This window comes from Desulfocicer niacini, assembly GCF_054657595.1.
Window position 1 is genome coordinate 83,237 of record NZ_BAAHYK010000011.1, and the last position, 18,492, is coordinate 101,728.

Sequence of the window (18,492 nt, forward strand, 5' to 3'; positions counted from 1 at the left end):
GAGGAGACACATGACGGATTCATTTGAACCCCGTATCATCGCTTTCTGCTGTCAATATTGAGCATACGCAGCCGGGGACCTGGCAGGTTCCATGCGATTGAGCTACCCAAGTGAAGTAAAGGTGCTGCAGGTGCCTTGCACCGGGCGGGTGGATATCATCCACCTGTTAAACGCAATGGAAGACGGTGCTGACGGCGTCTACGTGGCCGGATGCCTGGAGGGGGAATGCCACTACCTCACCGGCAACATCAAAACCCGTAAAAAAGTGGCCCATGTGAAAAAAATCCTGACCGAGATCGGTATGGAGCCGGAACGGGTGGAAATGTACAATCTTTCGTCGGCCCAGGGGGGACGATTTGCCGAAATTGCCCATGAGATGACACAAAAAATCAGGGAACTTGGTGCCTCCCCCATCAAGAGCCAGCCTACGGTATAGTATGTACCTGAGCATATATTCTTGGGCTTGCTCACAAAATGGGCCACATGGGGATGGGGTCAGGCTCAGGCTTGGGTTATTGACGCTTTTGTTGAAATCTGCCTTTAAACACAGATAGTTGTCAAAAGCATAAAGCCTGATATAACTGCCACGGGCAGACCTTATTATGATCTCGTTCTGCCCACAACGAAGCATGAAAGACTGTTAGACTTGCCTACTCTTTCTTATAAAAAAATGCAGGCTCTAATACCACATAGCCTTAAGCCCGTTGGCCCACCAATGGACGGGTGGCCCATATTATGACCAAGCCCAGATTGAGATATCAATGATCTATGTCCATGGAATGCTGAAAAATTTATGTGTGAGTACTTAGTAAAGCAAGTTAACATGGGAGGTTGTGTCAGCATATCCAAAACCTGATACCCACCACCCATAAATCATAGAGGTGAACCATGATAGTAGCCGATCGCAAACCACTGACGGAAATATTGAAGATGATCGAGACACAGACAAACATCCTCATTGTGGGATGCAAGGGATGTGTCACCGTGTGCAATACAGGAGGGTTAAAGGAGGTGGAGATCCTGGCATCGTCTTTAAACATTGCCAGAAAAAAAGAAAATCTGCCCATACACATTGAAACCACCCTCCTTGAACGCCAGTGTGACAACGAATATGTGGACCAGTTAAAGGAAAATATCAACAATTACGATGCCGTGCTATCCATGGCCTGCGGAGTGGGACCCCAATTTCTGTCTGAAGCCTACCCCGGTCAAAAATTTTTTCCCGCCGTGAACACCACCTTTTACGGCGGGGCAGTGGCCCATGGCATCTGGGAAGAACGCTGCGCCGGTTGCGGCACCTGTATTATCCATGACTTTGAGGGGCTTTGTCCCATTGCCCGGTGTGCCAAAAGTCTGCTCCATGGACCCTGCGGAGGATCGGCCCAAAGCAAGTGCGAAATCAACCCCGATACCCAATGCATCTGGGATCTCATTGTCTCAAAGAAAATGGAACTGGGAAAATTGGGAGATCTTTTAAAGGTCAGGGAGTTAAGAGACTGGCGATCGGCCAGGGATGGCGGTCCCCGGAAAAGCATCCGGGAAGAGCTGACTCAATAAAAAAATGGCATGATGCCCCCTTTGGTTCCAAATATTCAGGTCAGGATACCCATGGGGAGATCAGCTGTAGTGAAACCCATAAACTGCCCCGGACAACGCCAATTTAAATTACTATAACTGGATATTCAAGAACACAGGTCTGACCCCTTTCTCACAAAAGCGACCAACAAAAAAACTTGAACATCAAGTGTAAGGATAGCAAAAATAAGGAGAATACACCATGAGTGATCTGAAATCAGGCAGTACCCTTGAAAAAGTGCTCACCGCCGGACATTTTGCCTTCACCGGTGAGTGCGGTCCCCCCAAGGGAGCCAACGTGGCGCACCTTGTGGAAAAATTTCAGCATCTCAAAGGCAATGTGGATGCCGTGAATATCACCGATAACCAGACCGCAGTGGTGAGAATGTCCAGCCTTGCCGCATCCCACCTCATGGTTCACGAGGGTATGGAACCCAATTTCCAGATGGTATGCCGGGACAGAAACCGCCTGGCCATCACCAGTGATATTCTGGGGGCCCATGCCCTTGGCATTAAAAACATGTTGTGCCTGTCCGGTGACCACCAGACCTTCGGCAACCATCCCCAGGCCAAGAATGTCCACGACATTGACTCCATGCAGCTGATAAAACTGGTGACCACCATGCGTGATGAGGGCAAATTTGCCAATGGAGATGACATTGATGTAAGGCCCAGGCTCTTTGTGGGGGCGGCCTGTAACCCCTTTGCTGATCCCTTTGATTACCGGGTGCATCGTCTGGCCGCTAAAATTGAAGCAGGAGCAGATTTTATCCAGACCCAGTGTATCTACAACATGGAAAAATTCCGGGAGTTCATGCGCCGGGCTGTGGACATGGGACTGCATGAAAAATGTTATATCCTTGCCGGGGTCACCCCCATGAAAAATGTGGGCATGGCCAATTTCATGAAAAAATTTGTGCCCGGCATGGACGTACCCGATGCGGTTATAAAACGCCTGAAAGGTGTGGAAAAAAAAGATCAGGCAGAGGAAGGCATCAAATTTGCCATTGAACAAGTGGAAGAATTTAAAGAGATGGAGGGCGTTGCCGGGGTTCACATGATGGCCATTGAATGGGAGCATATGGTGCCTGAAATCGCCCAGCGGTGCGGGGTGCTGCCCCGCCCATCAATGGACTGAGAGCTTCGCCCCGGGGCTGAACATACCAAAAGCCCCTGCCGTTATTATGCTTGGGCTTGAGTTATTGGCGCTTTTGTTGAAAAGTTCCTTGAACCGCAGGTAGTTGTCAAAACCGCAATAACACAAGCCTGACCCCATTGGCCCGCTATTGGTGACGGGTGCCCCATGTTGAGATCAGCCTAAAGGGTTCATGCCCTGGCATCATCAAGCACTTCACGCACTGCAACGGCCAATTTACGACGCTCCAGTAGTTTTTCAATAAATTTTTTAATTCCCAAATTCCGGGCAGCCAATGCATTGATGCGCTCGGTGTAACCGGTGCACAGAATAATGGGAAGATCCGGACGTATAGCAAGCAGGGCCCTGGCCAGTTCATCCCCGGAAAGAACGGGCATGGTCATGTCTGTGATGACCATATCAAAGGCCCCGGGATTTTTTGTGAATTGATCCAGTGCCCTTTGGGGATTTTCATGGGTGGTCACCTGGTATCCCAGGCGCTGCAGAACTTTCTGGACCATTTTAAGCAAAGAGGGTTCATCATCCACAATTAAAATATGTTCCTGTCCCCCCGGTGAGGCATCGTCAACGCCGATAGATGCCTCCGGGGTATGGGGAACCGCCGGGAAAATGACATAAACCGCAGTGCCTTTGCCAGGTCTGGAATCAATGGCAATGGCACCATCATGGCCGTTGACAATTCCCTTCACAACAGTCAGCCCCAATCCGGTACCCTTGCCCACCTCCCTGGTGGTGAAATACGGATCAAATATTTTTCCCATGATGGCAGGATCAACCCCCGGACCTGTATCCCGCACCACCAATTGAACGTACTGTCCATGAGGCATTTCCTGAAAATGAGGGTGGGTGTCACATGTTTGTCCAATACACACCGTTTCAAGGGACAGACTTAAAACCCCCTGGCTGTTTTCCATGGCATGGACCCCATTGGTGGTCAAATTAAGAATAATCTGCTGGATCTGGGTGGCATCGGCATTAATGGCAGGCAGTCCATCGGAAATGTCAACCCGGATGTCAATGGTGGTGGGGATGGATGCCCGCAGCAAGGCCACCGCTTCCCGGGCAAGCGCGTTGATCTCAATGGGCAGGTGTTGATTCTTGGTTTTCCGGGTGAAACTGAGCAGCTGCTGGACCACATCCCTGGCCCTGAAAGTGGCGGTTTTAATCTCCTGTAAATTAATCCAGGCCGGGCTCCATTCGGTAAACTCATCCATGGCAAGTTCCAGATTACCCAGAATAATACCCAGGATATTATTGAAATCATGGGCAATGCCACCGGTCAAGGTACCAATGGCCTCTATTTTATGGGCCTGCTGCAGCTGTGACTCCATATTTTTTTCTTTGGTGATATCCATTATAAACCCGTTTACGAGATCAATGCCCGACATATCATCCGTGGACACCACTCCGATTCCCTTTTCCCAGACCCACCTCTCCTGACCCTGTTTATCTATTATGGGATACCTCAGTTCAAAATGATGCTTTACATTCAATGCCTTCTGAACACTTGCCCACACTGTTTCTCGATGGGACTCACAGATGAGATCACCGTAGGCCGCCACACGGTTATTGAGCAACTCATCCTGGGTATATCCGGTCAGCTGTTCACAGCCGTCACTGACAAATTTCATGGTCCATTGGGGTTCATTTTTGCACCGATAGGCCATACCCGGCAGGTTTGACATCAGGGTCTGCAGGGCCTTTCTGTTTTCACTGGCATCCATCTGGGCCTTTTTACGGGTGGCCACCTGGTGCACAAAGGCAAGCAGTCGTTCCATGTTCACCGGTTTGATTTCATAACCGATCACTTGGGGCAGGTTTACGGATGCAATGGCACTTTCAAGGGAGGCATTGGCGGTGATCATTATGTACTCGGTGTTTGGGGCCAGAGATGTCAATCTTTTCACAAGTTCCTGCCCCGAGGTGTCAGGCAGTTTCACATCCACAAAGGCAAGATCAAATTTTTCCTGTTTAAAAAGGGCAAGGGCCTGATTTCCATCATTGGCAACAGCCACCTGGTAGGCTGCCAGCTCAAAGATATCCCTCACATTTTCTGCCAGGTTTTGATCATCATCCACCACGGCAATTCTTAATTTAACTGACATACAATCCTCTCTTTATCACCCACATGTCCTGCCGGACACAACAAATATTGAAAATGGCATTATGCCGCCCCCCCGACGGGCAATGGGCCCGGCCCGGAACCATAGACGGCTCAATTGGCCGGTTCATATTGCCCATCGGGGGGGCTCTGCTGAGGTAGGCTTGAAGGCTATCTTTTCATATAAAAAAACATATATGGGGCATCCTTCATTTCTACTTTACACTTTCACGTGGTGAATTACCATTTCTCAGTGCAAACCCTTAAAAAAACCTGGGGCTTGGTCACAACCTGTTATCCTGCGTTGGCAAGAAAAATGGCCCGTACTGGTGCAGGATAGCCTTCAACTGTTTTACCGGCATCAGCCGGGTCCAGAAAGTCATTGAGAGATTCCGTTTGAATCCATGGGGTTTTGCGCTGTTCACCAGGAGTAGTTGCGGAGACATCAACGCAGCGGATATTGGTAAATCCGGTGCGTTTCAACCAGGAGGTCATGGCCGGAATGCTCGGGATAAAAAACACATTTCTCATTTTGGCATATCGATCGTCCGGAAAAAGACACATATTTTCCGTGGAACGGATGATGAGATTTTCCAGGACCAGTTCTCCATCTTTTTTAAGGGTGTCATGGATTTTTTTTAGCATTTCCAGGGGAGATTTCCGATGATAAAGAACCCCCATACAAAAAACAGTGTCAAAATAATTCCGGGCCACGGGGAATTCATCAAAGGTAAAGGGAAGATTGACCACCCGGGATAATTTAAGATACTTCTGCAGGGCCAGATATTGAAAATAAAAGGTGTGCTGGGGTTCCAGCCCCACCACCAGGGACGGATCAAAGGCGGCCATGCGAAACATATAGTAGCCGTTACTGGAGCCGATGTCTAAAATCCGTCTGCGGTAAAGGGGGGCAATGTGGTCTGCCAATCGATCCCATTTAATAAAACTTTTCCATTCAGTGTCAATGGAAATATTAAACAACTTATAGGGGCCTTTACGCCAGGGACACATCTGGTACAATGCAGCTTCCATAACGGCTCTGTCAGAACTGTTGATATCCAGGGAAGTTCCCACGCCCACAGCATCAGAAAGGAAATCACAGGTTGACGGGGTGGCTTCGGGCAAGTTTTCAAGGGCCGTGGCGTATTTTAAGATATTTCCCCTGGGAATTTCAAAGAGATGCCGTTTGCTGTCCAATGCCTTGTTCAGGGCGTCTTTAAAAGGGGGTTCATTTAATTGTTCAATAAATACTTTTTCAAATTCAAGGCTGATATGAGGAATCATTAAACGGGTATCCTAAATTTTAGTAAATATTGGGCTTGATCATGTAAATATTTCGGCAGGGGCGCATTCCCATTTTCCCGGCTTGATCACAATATGGTTTATTTGTCATAGTTGGTAAAGCCAACAGGGGTCTGCCTTATGTTATTATGATTTTGTCAACAGCCTGTGTTTAAAGGCAATTTTAAACAAAAACGCCAATAACGCAAGCCTGACCCCTCCCTGATTAAGCGTCGAACCGCGAAAATGGAAATGCACCCTTCGGCAGAACCTCATACTCGCCTGTTTGGGGCTGCGTAGCATACTAATGGTAAGTGAGCAGACCAAAACAGGCGAGTATGGGGTGCTGACCGAATATTTGCCTATTTTATGGCAAGCATAGCGGCAAAATTAAACCATTTAAGCCAGATATCCATATTGGCAAACCCGGCACAGTGCAGACGTTCCCGATGTTTTTCCAATGTTTCCGGCACAAGAACATCCTCCAGAGCGTCTCTCTTCTGGCTGATCTCCAGATCAGAATAACCGTTTTCCCGCTTGAATTTTTTATAATAGTGCTGTTGGAGTACATTTATTGAATTGTTTTCATGGATAATTTTTTCAGTGAGAAGCAGCAGCCCCCCCGGGCAAAGTCCATCATAAATGCTTTGCATCACAGCCTGCCTGCGGTGGGGGGCGATAAACTGCAGGGTGAGATTTAAAACCACCACCGAGGCATTGTCAATGGCAACGTTTTCCACCAGATCACACACAAGTGAGACCGAACTCTGTGACTCTTTTTCTTTTAACCGTCTTGCATACCGATCCAGCATAGGCTGGGAGCTGTCCACCGCCACCATGTCAAAGCCGGCATCTGCCATGATGGTGTGAAAGGTCATCCCCAGATTCCCATGGGAGCATCCAAGATCATATATCCGGGTTCCCTTCTGGTAAAACCGGGCTGCCAGCTGGGCCTGGCGATGGACGCACTCTTTGTACAGGGGCACGGAACGGGTTATCATATCATCAAAAACCTGGGCCACGTTCTCATTGAATTCAAAGGGCGGCACTGGATTTTTTTTTTCTTTAAATATTGTGTCTTTTTTCATCTCTTCTGTTACCATGGTCAAGTCGGATCATCAACCTCAGCCCCCGGAACGGCCGTCAGTGTTTAGTCGCTATTTACCTTACGTGTCAGTCATAAGGCCACCATACATGATCCTGATAATTTAGTTAAGTGGTTTCCGGGGCTTGGTCATCGGTCAGCCGTCATAATTGGCGGGGTAATCGGGCAAATCTGGCCCACTCCACAGGTGAGGAGAATGCCCTGGGCCCGGGCCATGGCCGGGATGAAATCCGGCAACCTGGATATGATACTGACCATTTTTTATACTTCGGAACGCGCCCGCTTCATGTCATTCACCATTCCCTATGTGGATATTCCCACAGTTGTTTTTGTTCTGAAAGGAAACGAGCTTAGCTTTAACAAAGATGCAGATTTAATAGGACAGCAGGGCCTGATGCAAAGGGGGGACAGTTTAGGCCAACGCTTTGATACCTTTCTTCCCAGGCTAACATTGACTGAAATCGCCAGCTATGAACAAATCATTAAAATGCTCCTTTCCGGTCGGAGGGATTATGCCATTGGCCCCAAATATGAATTTTTCATTGAACTGAAACGGCTGGGGCATGACAATAAAATACATGCCCTGCCCCGATCCATTGATGTTGTAAATCTGCATTTTGCCTTCTCAAAGAAATCCTTATGTATCAAATATATCCCGTTGATAACCCAGAGAATAAAACAATTTAAAAAAAATGGATATATTGACAAAATGATCGGCCGAGTCATCCAAAACGTTTCACAGCCCTGACCATTGAGGTGTTTAACATTATCCGTTACCTACCCCACCCGGATCAAGCGAAGGGCATCCACACGCAGCCTGGCCGTTGACAAGGCAGTTTCAAGCGCTTCAAGGGCTGTACGGGCCATGGCAATCTCTGTGTCTGTCACCGCAGGATTTTTAAGTTGTAAACGCTCCAGGCGCCGTACCTCCATTCCCAGGGTATGGCTCATGTCCGCTCTGGCCTTTTCAATGATTTCTTTTGACTGGCTTTCAACGGACCCGGCAGATGCTCGAATCATTCCCGGCAGCAAAGATTCCTTTATTTCGGGATATTCACGGAGAAAGCCACTCTTTTCATCGGTGAGTTCAAGGTGAATATCATCCCAGTCCCAGTCAGGTGTCACCTCTTCCATCAAATGGTTCACCACCACCCTTATGGGGGTAACAGGTAAAAAACGATCCATGTGAAGATGTTTCGGTGTTATGCATTCCAAAACATGCACGGCTTCCAGCAGCAATTGAAACTCACCGGCTGCCCGGTACAGGGCAAAGCTGCAGTTTCCCTGTTCACTGCCAAGCAACAGTTCCATGACACCATGGACCAGGGGATGATCCCAGGTAATAAAATCCATTTCCCCCCGGGTAACGGCGATGTTTCGATCAAAGGTGATGGTCATGCCCTCTTTTTTCAGTGGAGGGACAGGAAATGATGGATGGGCCATGTCAAAGGTAACCGCATGGGTCCGCGGCATGAATTCATCGTGGGAAACATTGTAAAAATCAAAAAGAGCCAGGACGAAGGTTTCCAGGGTGGTGGTGTTGTCCTGGGCAGAAATGGCATCAACCAGTGCCCGGGCAGGGCCGGATCGAAAGGAATTAAGCTCCAGAAGCCGATCCCTTCCCCGGGACAGGGTTTCCTGAATGTCCCGGGCGTGGTGTCGGGTTTCTTCAATGAGTTGATCAAGGACGAGCCGGTCAAAATCCCTTCCACTATCGCAGTCATTGCAAAGACGCGTTAACCGCTCCTTGAAATGATCATATATCTGGTACAGCCCATTGACATGCCCATTAAATATACCAGTGCCGTCCATGTACCATCTGGCCAGAACCTCCTGGGAACTGTTCTTTAAATAAGGGACATGGATTTCAATGTCCCTGGTCTGACCAATGCGGTCCAGACGTCCAATGCGCTGTTCCAAAAGCTCGGGATTACCGGGAAGATCAAACAACACCAGATGATGGCAGAATTGAAAATTCCGGCCCTCGGAGCCGATCTCGGAACAGATCATAAGCCGGGCACCCTCTTTTTCGGAAAACCAGGCAGCACTTCTATCGCGCTGCAAAAGGCTCATGGATTCATCAAACTGTGTGAACTTAAGGGTCATCACCCCCCGCAGGGCATGGGCAATGCCTGCAGCCCGTTCCTTTGTACTGCAGATCACAAGCACTTTCCGGTTTTTTAAACGCTGAAGTAAATCGGCAAGCCATGCCACTTCGTTTTGCCGGTCAAGGGGATAGCATCTTCCCTTTCTGGCTGGAAAGCCCTTTATCACGGCCCGGGTGTTTCTGAAAATCGACCGGCCCGGTCCATGGCAGTCCAGCAAAATTTCAAGATCGTTGTCCGGGGCGCTGTCCAGGTCCGTGTGTTTTTCAAGGCCCTGGTTTATTTCTTCGAGGGTGTTTTCATAGGTGACACCTTCCCTGTGATAGGCGTCAAGGCTGGTATAACGATGGGGATCAAGCAGCTTTAAATGGGCAAAATGGCGTTCCATGCCCAATTGCTCCGGTGTGGCAGTAAGCAGCATCATGCCTGAAGTACCCTTACTCACCCGTTGTAAAAATGCATGGGTGCTGCCGTTGGGGTCCAGATGGTGGGCTTCATCAACCACCACCATGTCCCATCCACCATCAAGGGCATGGCGTGTTAAAGAGGAATGATTTTCCATATAATTCATGGGGCACAGGAAAAGCTGGTTTTCCATGAAAAGGTTACCAGATGTATTCATGCAGGCGGTGAAATCATCATTTACAATGGAAAAAGAGAGATTGAACCGCCGGTACATTTCCACAAACCACTGGTGCACCAGAGAATCCGGTACCAGGATCAGCACCCGTGAAATCCGCTCATTCAAGAGCAGACGATGCAGGATAAGGCTTGCTTCAATGGTCTTTCCAAGACCTGTTTCATCCGCCAGGAGAACCCTTGGCAGATAACGTGCGGCAACTTCTCCGGCAATGTAAAATTGATGGGGAATCAATTCCACCCGCCCTCCCAGGAACCCCATGACAGGAGAACGCCGGTATCGGTGCTGAAGTACCCGGGCCTGGAGACGCAGATCAAAGGTTCTGGTGGTATCAAACAAACCTGCGGAGAGTCGCTCGCCGGGACGGGAAAAGGACATGGTGTCAGACAGTATCTCTTCTGAGATAACCCGGCCCTGGCCATGATAGTAAAACAGATCGTCCAGGGTGTCCACCGCCGTCACGGTGATACAAAGGCCATCCTTTAAGGTGATCGTATCCCCCGTAGAAAAACAGGCCCTTTCAAGGGGGGCGCTTTCCATGGCGTATTGTCGCACCACACCGCTTGCCTTAAAGTGTATATGCACCCGTCTACCGTTGTTTTCCACTGCACTGAGTGTCCCTAACCCCAGTTCCGGCTCCATGCGGCTGATCCACCGCTGCCCTTTTTTAAACGACACTACGACTCCTGCCCTGCTTTTAAAAAAATTTTATTTTATGACACCGTTTATCAAAAACGTCAACTTTTTTACACGTCAATCACCAGATCTGTGCATGATAATTTCTCCATATATTTTCTTGACTCACCGCTTGTATAAGCGTACAAAAAAAAAGAGGTGATACAATATTGCCCTTGCATACTACCATCTTCATCGACGGGAAGTATCACCAAATACTCACGCTCTTTTCAGGCGCTCTTCTGATACATGGGACCTGTTCCATTATCACGTCCTCCTATATACGATCTGCCCTGAAAATTAACCCTGGAACTGGAGGTTGAAATGTCTTACACCGACGCATACCCTGATTGTGAATGGATGGACTTTGAAACCCTGGAAAGATTTATGGTGGATGCCCGGTTCCCAAGGTGCTGCAGAATCAAATGGATGAGCTGCGACAACGATACCAGCTCAATTACACATTCCCCTGGAATGCATAAAAACAGAGCCGGATCATAACGGCGTTATAATCCGGCACATCCCCATTTTCAAGCGCGGGGAATTCGTAATGAATCCAGAATATTAAACCACAGGAGTGGATATATTGAAAATTACATCCCCGTCAGTCCTTCCGGTTCGAAAGATACCCCTGCGTGTCAAATTATTCCCATTTCTGCAATGGCTGGGGCTGATCAATTTTTCCACCCTACGGGCAGATCTGGCTGCCGGACTCACCGGTGCATTCATTGTCCTGCCCCAGGGGGTCTCCTTTGCCCTGGTGGCAGGCCTGCCAGCTGAGTATGGTTTGTACACCGCCATTATTCCACCCATTATTGCGGCTCTTTTCGGATCATCCATGCATTTGATCAGCGGCCCCACCACGGCATTGTCCATTATTGTCTTTTCCACCTTAAGCCCCCTGGCAGAACCCGGTTCTGCAAATTACATCAGCCTGGTTCTGTCACTTACCTTCCTGGCCGGGGTATTTCAACTGGTCTTTGGCCTGGCACGGCTGGGAACAGTACTCAATTTTGTTTCCCATTCGGTGATAGTGGGATTCACCGCCGGTGCGGCACTGCTTATTTCCACCGGTCAGCTCAAATATGCCATGGGCATTCACATTCCCAATGGCTCTTCATTTCTGTCCAGCTGGGCGGTTATCATAAAATCCACCGGCCAGACCAACGAATACGAGCTGGCCATATCACTGACCACCCTGATCTGCGGAGGCATCCTGAAAACCTGGCGCCCCCAGTGGCCCGGGCTGCTGATTGCCATGATCATCGGCAGTGTCCTGTCCATTCTCATGGGGGGAAACAGTCATGGGGTCAGACTCCTGGGGTCCCTTCCCGGGAATCTTCCGCCCCTGTCAAGGCCTGATCTGAGTCTGGATACCCTGCGACTCCTGGCACCGGGGGCACTGGCCGTGGCGCTTCTGGGTCTTATTGAGGCCTCTTCCATTGCCCGGTCCATCACCATGCATTCCAGGCAGCACATCAACGGCAACCAGGAATTCATCGGCCAGGGGCTTTCCAACATTGTGGGCAGTTTTTTTTCAAGCTATGCCAGCTCCGGATCCTTTACCCGGTCCGGGGTAAATTACGAGTCTGGAGCAAAAACCCCGCTTTCAAGCATCTCCTCAGCCCTTTTCCTTGGTGCCATCATTGTCTTAATCGCCCCGCTCACCGCATGGCTACCCCTGTCTGCCATGGGGGGCGTCATTCTGCTGGTGGCCTTTAAGCTCATTGATGTCCACCACATCCGGGAAATCTTTAAAAGCAGCCGTTCCGAATCCATCGTGCTTTTGACCACTTTTTGTGGCACCCTTTTGTTTCAGATTGAATTTGCCATTTACACAGGGGTGCTTCTCTCCCTTGCCATTTATTTAACAAGGATGTCACATCCCCGGGTTGACGCCCTTGTGCCGGACCCCACAGCCCCGGGTCGACACATGATAGAAAATATTTCCGGGGAGTTTCCTGAATGCCCCCAGCTGAAAATTATTCGCATTGACGGTTCTCTTTTTTTTGGTGCCGCCAGCCATATTGCCCAGGTTTTTGAGGAAATTGACGGGGATACACCCAAAAATCTGCTCATCGTGGGGGCCGGGATCAGCTACATTGATGTGTCCGGAGCCATGATGCTGATCCAGGAAACAGAGAGGCGCAGGGCCATGGACAAGGATCTTTTCCTGTGCAGTCTTAACCGGAGTATCATCCAATTTTTAAAGCAGGGAGATTATATTAACTACATCGGAGAAAAAAATATATTTGACTCAAAACATACGGCCATTTCTGAAATTGTTTCACGTCTTGACAAATCCGTCTGCGCCTTGTGCGACAGTCCCATTTTCAATGATTGCCCCCATGAAGGAAAGTAATCACACCTCCCTGTGATCCCGACCGGTTTTTGAAAGGTAATACTCATAATCGCCTTTATAATCGGTCATTTTACCATGATCCATCTCTAGAACCCGATCCACAAGGCTGCGCAGGAAATAACGGTCATGGCTGACCAGCACAAGGGTGCCGGTGAATTTTTTTAGGGCATGGAGCAGGATCTCCCGGGACTGAATGTCCAGGTGGTTGGTGGGCTCATCAAGGATGAGAAAATTAATGGGTTGCCCCAGAAGTGTGGCCAGCACCACCCGGCTTTTTTCCCCGCCGGAGAGATGTTTGATCTGCTTATCCACATCATCCCCCGAAAAAAGAAAGGCCGCACAAAGGCTTCGAATTACACCGATGCCTTCAAGGGGCAAGGTGTCCTGGACGGTTTCAAAAACAGTTTTTTCAGCGTCAAGCAATTCCATGGCATGTTGGCTGAAATAACCTATGTTCACACCGGTTCCGATTTTTAAGTTGCCCCCTGTGGGTTCTGTCCTTCCTGCCAAAATCTTTAAGAAAGTGGATTTTCCTGCCCCGTTTACCCCGACCACGGCAATTTTATTCTCTCGGTTGATCAACCCTGAAATATCGGTAAAAACGGTGTTTACCGTTCCATCGGGTCGATCCCATGTTTTGGCCAGGTTATCAATCATAACCACGTCATCCCCGGAGCGGGGGGGATCTGGAAATTCAAATTTCATGACCCGTTGCTGTTCGGGTATTTCAATGCGCTCTATTTTTTCAAGTTTTTTGATTCTGGACTGCACCTGGGCCGCATGGGAGACCCGGGCCTTGAACCGGGCAATGAAATTTTCCTCCTTGGCCAACATCTCCTGCTGTCGTCTATAGCTTGCCAGCAGATGGGTCATGCGGATGTCCCGTTCCCGGACATAAAAATCATAGTTGCCCCCATAGGTGGTGACGGTTCTATTGGCCACTTCAACTATTTTGGAAACCACTTTATTCATGAAATCATGATCATGGCAGGTCATTAAAAGTGCACCCTTGAAATCATTGATCAGCCAGTTTTCAAGCCAGACAATGGACTCCATGTCCAGATGGTTGGTTGGTTCATCAAGGAGTAAAACGTCCGGGCTGATGGTGAGTATTTTTGCAAGAGCAATGCGCATTTTCCACCCACCACTGAAGGATTCCACCGGGCGGGTGTCGTCTGCCGGGCCGATACCAAGCCCTGTGAGCACCGTCTGTGCCCGGGTTTCAAGGTCGTAGCCCCCCCGATTTTCAAAGGCCTCAGCAGCTTCCCCATAATTTTCCAGCAAAATGGCCATGGCCTCGTCATCCATGGGGGTTGCCATGGCCGCTTCCATCTCTTTCATTTTTTTGCCCAGCATCACCACATCAGCGGCCGCCGACATGACTTCGGCCATGGCAGACCGCCCGGACATCTCCCCCACGTTCTGGGAAAAATAACCAATTTTCGTTTTTTTGGAACAGGAAATTTCCCCTTCATCCGCTGCTTCTGCCCCGGTTATCAGATGAAAAAGGGTTGTCTTACCAGCGCCATTGGGTCCCACAAGCCCCATGCGTGCCCCGGGTAAAATCTGCATACCGGCATTTTTAAAAAGGATTTGATCCCCATATTGCTTTGATATCTTTGTCAAATGAATCATTGATTAATGCTCCAAAAAATTTTCAAAATACCATATCTGAAAGCCGGGGGGCAAGTAAAAGCTGGGACGACTGCATCTAATTCTCCTATTACATCGATGCTTACAGCACGGGGGGATAGCCAATTCTCGGAATCGTTCATACCGGTATTTTTTATACTCCTTGCTATCTTTATGACCATACTTATATCAATAATTAAGAGAATAATCATAACATGGATCACCTGGGGGCTGGGGTCAGGCTTGCGTTATTGGCATTATCGGTTCTTCTGGCAGCCAAGAATCCAGTTACATCCAATCCGGGCTTACGCATAAAACCTGCCCACCCGACCGATAAGCCCATGGCAGATATTGTGAACAAGTATGCCCTGCGGAAAAGCAACGGAGATGCCGGTCACATCAGTGATAAAAAAATGCGGGAGATGAACACATTTTCCGGCAAAAAAGCAGTTGCTGTTACCCTGAACCACGAGGGCCTGAAAAAGGATGAATTTTTACCAGCCTGTGCCCAGATCACAAAAGTGACCGGATTACCGGCTTTTGATGTGCTTAAATTTGGTTCAGGCCAGCTGATAACCCTTTTAAGGACACACGTAAAATGATATCATTTGACGATTATCCCTGTGACCATCGTTTTTTAAACTGGAACAGATATTGACATGAAAATAAAAAGAATAGAATGGTCCCGACTGGACATGCCCCTTACGGGGCCATACACCATTGCCTACGAGACCGTAAGCAAGGCCAGCAACTTTACCTGCAGATTCACCGGTAGCACAAAACAGAACACCTTGCCACACAGGAAGAAATGAAATTTAACAGAGAAAAATTTAAACGTACGGAACTGCTCCTGGGAAAAGATGCCATGGATCGCCTGGAAAAGGCAACCATCACCGTCATCGGCCTTGGGGCCGTGGGTTCCCACGCCATTGAGGCCCTGGCCCGGAGCGGGGTGGGAACATTAAGAGTTGTGGATTTTGATGAGATTGGTCTGAGTAATTTCAACCGCCAGCTCCTGGCTATTGAACCCAATGTGGGACGGTTGAAAACCCATGCGGCAAAAGAGCGTCTGTTGCAGATCAACCCGGACATTAACGTGGAGGTGTTTAATACCCTGTGCCATAAAGACACCTTTGATGAGGTCTTCCACACCCCCACGGACGTGGTGGTGGATGCCATTGACAGTCTGAACCCAAAAGTCAACATTCTGTTTGAACTGGTGCAGCGAAACATCCGGGTAATTTCCAGCATGGGAGCGGCCCGGCGCATGGACCCCACGGCCATCACCACCGGAGATATTTCAAAAACCATGGCCTGTCCCCTGGCACGCTCGGTGAGAAAACGCCTGAGACGCATGGGCATTGACTCGGGAATTCACACCGTTTATTCCACGGAAATTGTGGAGAAAGATTCGGTATCCCGGGAAACCGAAGCCAACTTTTTTGACAGCGGCAGACAACGCAATCCCATGGGGAGCCTCTCCATGATCAGCGGTATCTTCGGATATGTTGCCGCCCTGGAAGCATTGAAGATTGTGCTGGATATTACTTAAATTTACCGGCAAGCTCGGAGTCTATGACATAAATACAAACCTCTTTGGCCCCCTGTTCGGTATATTGAAATTTTTTTGCCATATTTTTAATGAGAAATTTCACATCACTTCGGATACGTTTGTCATAAGTTTTAAAATCCGATGTGTCAAAATCCCGGATGGCCCGCCTGAAGTTTTCATTGCTTAAAAAGGGTTCCAGAACACGTTTTTTCAAGTTAAAGACATATCTTTCATAAAGGCTCATAAAAAGACGGGTTTCTATGATATCCTTGTCTTCCACCATAATTTCCCGGGGAAGTGCATGGGTGGTGTACTGGGTAAGCACATCGTTGCGCATTTCAATTCTTTTTTCCATGGTGATCCCCTCGGCAAAAAGACGGCTCTCTATGGAACTTAAAAAGGACTCCGTCACATTAATTTCTTCGCCGGTGAAAAGGCATCTTGCTTCGGTACCCAGCTCAAAGGTAAGCGCTGAAATATAGTTTTTAATATCCTTTGTGATCTGCTGCTCATTGTAATAATAAAGGGATTCCTTGACCTGCTGCAGTACGTTATACTCGTACATGCGCAGCAGAGAATCCAGAAATCCATCGGGAACCATTTTGGGATAATCCTTGATAACGCCCTTAAAAAAGGTGCACAACTCTGGCATGTTTATCAGTCCATCGTCCTTGGCGTAAAGAGAATAAAACTGATCAAAAAGCCGGATAGAATCCCTGCCTGAAAACCCGTAATTTCCCTCATTTTCCGACTCTTTGAAAATCTTCTGCCATACCTTACTGTCAAGGGCTTTTCGATCTTCATCATTGAGCCAGTCGGGTATATGCCCTGCGTATATTTCCATCTTCAGCAGCATCAATGGTTCATCACAGTAAAGATTATACTTCGAACTGTCTTTAATCCAGTCGACAAGGGCTTCAGATTTGGGTTTCAACCGGGAAGAGATGATAATCCTTGCAAAATTATCCATGACCATGGGTAAAAAAGCATCTTCTATATGACGACCAAAAATATTGTTGTATATTTTCATTTCCGTTTCGATATCAAGCACATAGGGAATATTAATATATCTGATGCGGTCGGTGAAGGAAGGAAAATCCCGGATGTTTTTCTTGTCTTCCGGATTCATCAGGGCCAGAAACAGGGAATTTACATTTTCTTCAATATCTTCCACCTTGTGCACCGCCTCACTGATGATATTGTGCAGTTCCACCATGCGATCCACATTGTGTGATTTAATGTCCATCAAAGCATAAATACCATTGTTGGTCTTGGAAAACCGAGAATAGATATAGTTGATCAAATTACTGTCCCTGAACAGGTTATTGATACGGTTCTGGAGCATTTGATTGCTCATGACATTCTGCTTTAAGGGAACATCCCCAGGGTTGAATACGGAAATCCCGGTACCCAGACGTCGATTAAAATAATAAGGCCTGGCAAAGACCATCTCAAACACCTTTTCCGGTGAACCCAGTCGTTCCAGAAGTGCCTGAAAAATGGATTCACATATGGTGCAGGGCTCAAGGCTGAAAACCCATTCATACTCTTTTTCCTTGAACAATCGCCATTTAAATTCGTCGTTGGGGACCAGTTTATCCAGAAAATCCCGTCGATGTTTTTTGGGAATGATTAAAATGGGATTATCATGTGAAATACAAGGAATTTCTATGTATTCGGAATGAAATCCGGGGGCAATGCAGGCCTCGGTGACTTTTTCAGAAACATTCCCATGGGGATGATCAATCAAATTTACCAGGCGTTCAATGGCGGAAGTTGTCTCGGCAGCCCGGCCATCCCCGAGTTTATCGACATCAAGTCGCCACACAATCTCGTACCGGATACCCTCTTCACTGTTGGCATAGCTTTCAAATTTTTTAAGCATGTTATTTAAAAACGTACTCTTGCCGCAGCCATGGGGACCATGAAAAATATAAATCTGATTCTGCTGGGCACCATGGCGCAGGCCCTCCATGTGCTTCATCAGGCGATTGGCAAAAAGCCGATCCGTGAAGTAGGGATTTTCCGAGTCTGCCACGAAAAGCCGACTGCAGTCATAATTGATAATGTTCAGATCATCAAGCTCTTCAAAGGCTTCCACTCTATCCACGTGGGATATCATCATGTCATGGAACACCTGGAAAATATTGCGGATGGTCCGAAAGGGATTCTTCGCCACCATGTCCAGGTACTGGGTAAAGGTAATTGGTTTAAATTTTTCGTATTCGCCGATATCACCATTGAGAAAATCCAGGGCTTGTTTCACCCGCTGTTCATTGTTTTCCATGCCAAGGGTTTCTTTGTTCAT

Annotated in this window: 14 protein-coding genes; 8 read left to right on the forward strand and 6 right to left on the reverse strand. The window is 48.2% G+C overall.

The annotated features are described in order from the left end of the window. Positions 1-10 precede the first annotated feature (10 nt). From ACYQ2M_RS07750 to ACYQ2M_RS07760, 3 genes are all read left to right on the forward strand, one after another. Entirely contained in the window at positions 11-436 is a 426-nt protein-coding gene (locus ACYQ2M_RS07750) for a hydrogenase iron-sulfur subunit (RefSeq protein WP_459915762.1), read from the forward strand. Between the two features lie 452 nt (positions 437-888). After that, positions 889-1,557 carry a methylenetetrahydrofolate reductase C-terminal domain-containing protein gene (locus tag ACYQ2M_RS07755; RefSeq protein WP_459915763.1) on the forward strand — a complete coding sequence of 223 codons (669 nt, stop codon included), beginning with the start codon at positions 889-891 and terminating at the stop codon, positions 1,555-1,557. 220 nt (positions 1,558-1,777) lie between these two features. Continuing rightward, positions 1,778-2,713 (forward strand): methylenetetrahydrofolate reductase, encoded by a 936-nt coding sequence (locus tag ACYQ2M_RS07760; protein WP_459915764.1) that lies wholly within the window; start codon positions 1,778-1,780, stop codon positions 2,711-2,713. A gap of 188 nt (positions 2,714-2,901) precedes the next feature. On the opposite strand, the gene ACYQ2M_RS07765 is transcribed toward ACYQ2M_RS07760, so the two are convergent. From ACYQ2M_RS07765 to cmoA, 3 genes are all read right to left on the reverse strand, one after another. Continuing rightward, positions 2,902-4,836 (reverse strand): hybrid sensor histidine kinase/response regulator, encoded by a 1,935-nt coding sequence (locus tag ACYQ2M_RS07765; protein WP_459915765.1) that lies wholly within the window; start codon positions 4,834-4,836, stop codon positions 2,902-2,904. A gap of 290 nt (positions 4,837-5,126) precedes the next feature. Beyond that, complete coding sequence (cmoB, locus tag ACYQ2M_RS07770; protein ID WP_459915766.1) at positions 5,127-6,116, reverse strand: tRNA 5-methoxyuridine(34)/uridine 5-oxyacetic acid(34) synthase CmoB; 990 nt, start codon at positions 6,114-6,116, stop codon at positions 5,127-5,129. Positions 6,117-6,475: 359 nt separating this feature from the next. After that, the gene (cmoA, locus tag ACYQ2M_RS07775) at positions 6,476-7,201 is read right to left on the reverse strand and encodes a carboxy-S-adenosyl-L-methionine synthase CmoA (protein ID WP_459915767.1); all 726 of its coding nucleotides are present in this window, start codon (positions 7,199-7,201) and stop codon (positions 6,476-6,478) included. 204 nt (positions 7,202-7,405) lie between these two features. Between cmoA and ACYQ2M_RS07780 the strand changes: the two genes are divergently transcribed. After that, complete coding sequence (locus ACYQ2M_RS07780) at positions 7,406-7,966, forward strand: substrate-binding periplasmic protein (protein WP_459915768.1); 561 nt, start codon at positions 7,406-7,408, stop codon at positions 7,964-7,966. Positions 7,967-7,995: 29 nt separating this feature from the next. On the opposite strand, the gene ACYQ2M_RS07785 is transcribed toward ACYQ2M_RS07780, so the two are convergent. Next, a complete protein-coding gene (locus tag ACYQ2M_RS07785) occupies positions 7,996-10,641 on the reverse strand; it encodes an SNF2-related protein (protein ID WP_459915769.1) in 2,646 nt (881 codons plus the stop codon). A 583-nt stretch (positions 10,642-11,224) separates the two neighbouring features. On the opposite strand from ACYQ2M_RS07785, the gene ACYQ2M_RS07790 reads away from it, so the two are divergent. After that, positions 11,225-13,000, forward strand: coding sequence for a SulP family inorganic anion transporter (locus tag ACYQ2M_RS07790; protein ID WP_459915770.1), 1,776 nt, complete (start codon positions 11,225-11,227; stop codon positions 12,998-13,000). On the opposite strand, the gene ACYQ2M_RS07795 is transcribed toward ACYQ2M_RS07790, so the two are convergent. After that, positions 13,001-14,635, reverse strand: coding sequence for an ABC-F family ATP-binding cassette domain-containing protein (locus ACYQ2M_RS07795; protein ID WP_459915771.1), 1,635 nt, complete (start codon positions 14,633-14,635; stop codon positions 13,001-13,003). 212 nt (positions 14,636-14,847) lie between these two features. Between ACYQ2M_RS07795 and ACYQ2M_RS07800 the strand changes: the two genes are divergently transcribed. Genes ACYQ2M_RS07800 through ACYQ2M_RS07810 form a run of 3 tightly spaced genes read left to right on the forward strand, consistent with a single transcriptional unit; the run spans position 14,848 to position 16,184 of the window. Then, positions 14,848-15,234, forward strand: a complete 387-nt coding sequence (locus tag ACYQ2M_RS07800; protein WP_459915772.1) for a DUF1611 domain-containing protein — start codon at positions 14,848-14,850, stop codon at positions 15,232-15,234. A gap of 57 nt (positions 15,235-15,291) precedes the next feature. After that, positions 15,292-15,444 (forward strand): hypothetical protein, encoded by a 153-nt coding sequence (locus ACYQ2M_RS07805; RefSeq protein WP_459915773.1) that lies wholly within the window; start codon positions 15,292-15,294, stop codon positions 15,442-15,444. Beyond that, positions 15,441-16,184, forward strand: a complete 744-nt coding sequence (locus ACYQ2M_RS07810) for a tRNA threonylcarbamoyladenosine dehydratase (protein ID WP_459915774.1) — start codon at positions 15,441-15,443, stop codon at positions 16,182-16,184. Before ACYQ2M_RS07805 ends, ACYQ2M_RS07810 begins: the two co-directional genes overlap by 4 nt. On the opposite strand, the gene ACYQ2M_RS07815 is transcribed toward ACYQ2M_RS07810, so the two are convergent. After that, entirely contained in the window at positions 16,177-18,492 is a 2,316-nt protein-coding gene (locus tag ACYQ2M_RS07815; protein WP_459915775.1) for a serine protein kinase PrkA, read from the reverse strand. The genes ACYQ2M_RS07810 and ACYQ2M_RS07815 overlap by 8 nt on opposite strands.

What these genes read in the sequence shown, in the direction of transcription:
- ACYQ2M_RS07765 (WP_459915765.1), bottom strand. Translation starts at nt 4,836, where the DNA reads ATGTCAGTTAAATTAAGAATTGCCGTGGTGGATGATGATCAAAACCTG.
- ACYQ2M_RS07795 (WP_459915771.1), bottom strand. Translation starts at nt 14,635, where the DNA reads ATGATTCATTTGACAAAGATATCAAAGCAATATGGGGATCAAATCCTT.
- cmoB (WP_459915766.1), bottom strand. Translation starts at nt 6,116, where the DNA reads ATGATTCCTCATATCAGCCTTGAATTTGAAAAAGTATTTATTGAACAA.
- ACYQ2M_RS07810 (WP_459915774.1), top strand. Translation starts at nt 15,441, where the DNA reads ATGAAATTTAACAGAGAAAAATTTAAACGTACGGAACTGCTCCTGGGA.
- ACYQ2M_RS07815 (WP_459915775.1), bottom strand. Translation starts at nt 18,492, where the DNA reads ATGAACAAAGAAACCCTTGGCATGGAAAACAATGAACAGCGGGTGAAA.
- ACYQ2M_RS07805 (WP_459915773.1), top strand. Translation starts at nt 15,292, where the DNA reads ATGAAAATAAAAAGAATAGAATGGTCCCGACTGGACATGCCCCTTACG.
- cmoA (WP_459915767.1), bottom strand. Translation starts at nt 7,201, where the DNA reads ATGAAAAAAGACACAATATTTAAAGAAAAAAAAAATCCAGTGCCGCCC.
- ACYQ2M_RS07800 (WP_459915772.1), top strand. Translation starts at nt 14,848, where the DNA reads ATGGATCACCTGGGGGCTGGGGTCAGGCTTGCGTTATTGGCATTATCG.
- ACYQ2M_RS07755 (WP_459915763.1), top strand. Translation starts at nt 889, where the DNA reads ATGATAGTAGCCGATCGCAAACCACTGACGGAAATATTGAAGATGATC.
- ACYQ2M_RS07760 (WP_459915764.1), top strand. Translation starts at nt 1,778, where the DNA reads ATGAGTGATCTGAAATCAGGCAGTACCCTTGAAAAAGTGCTCACCGCC.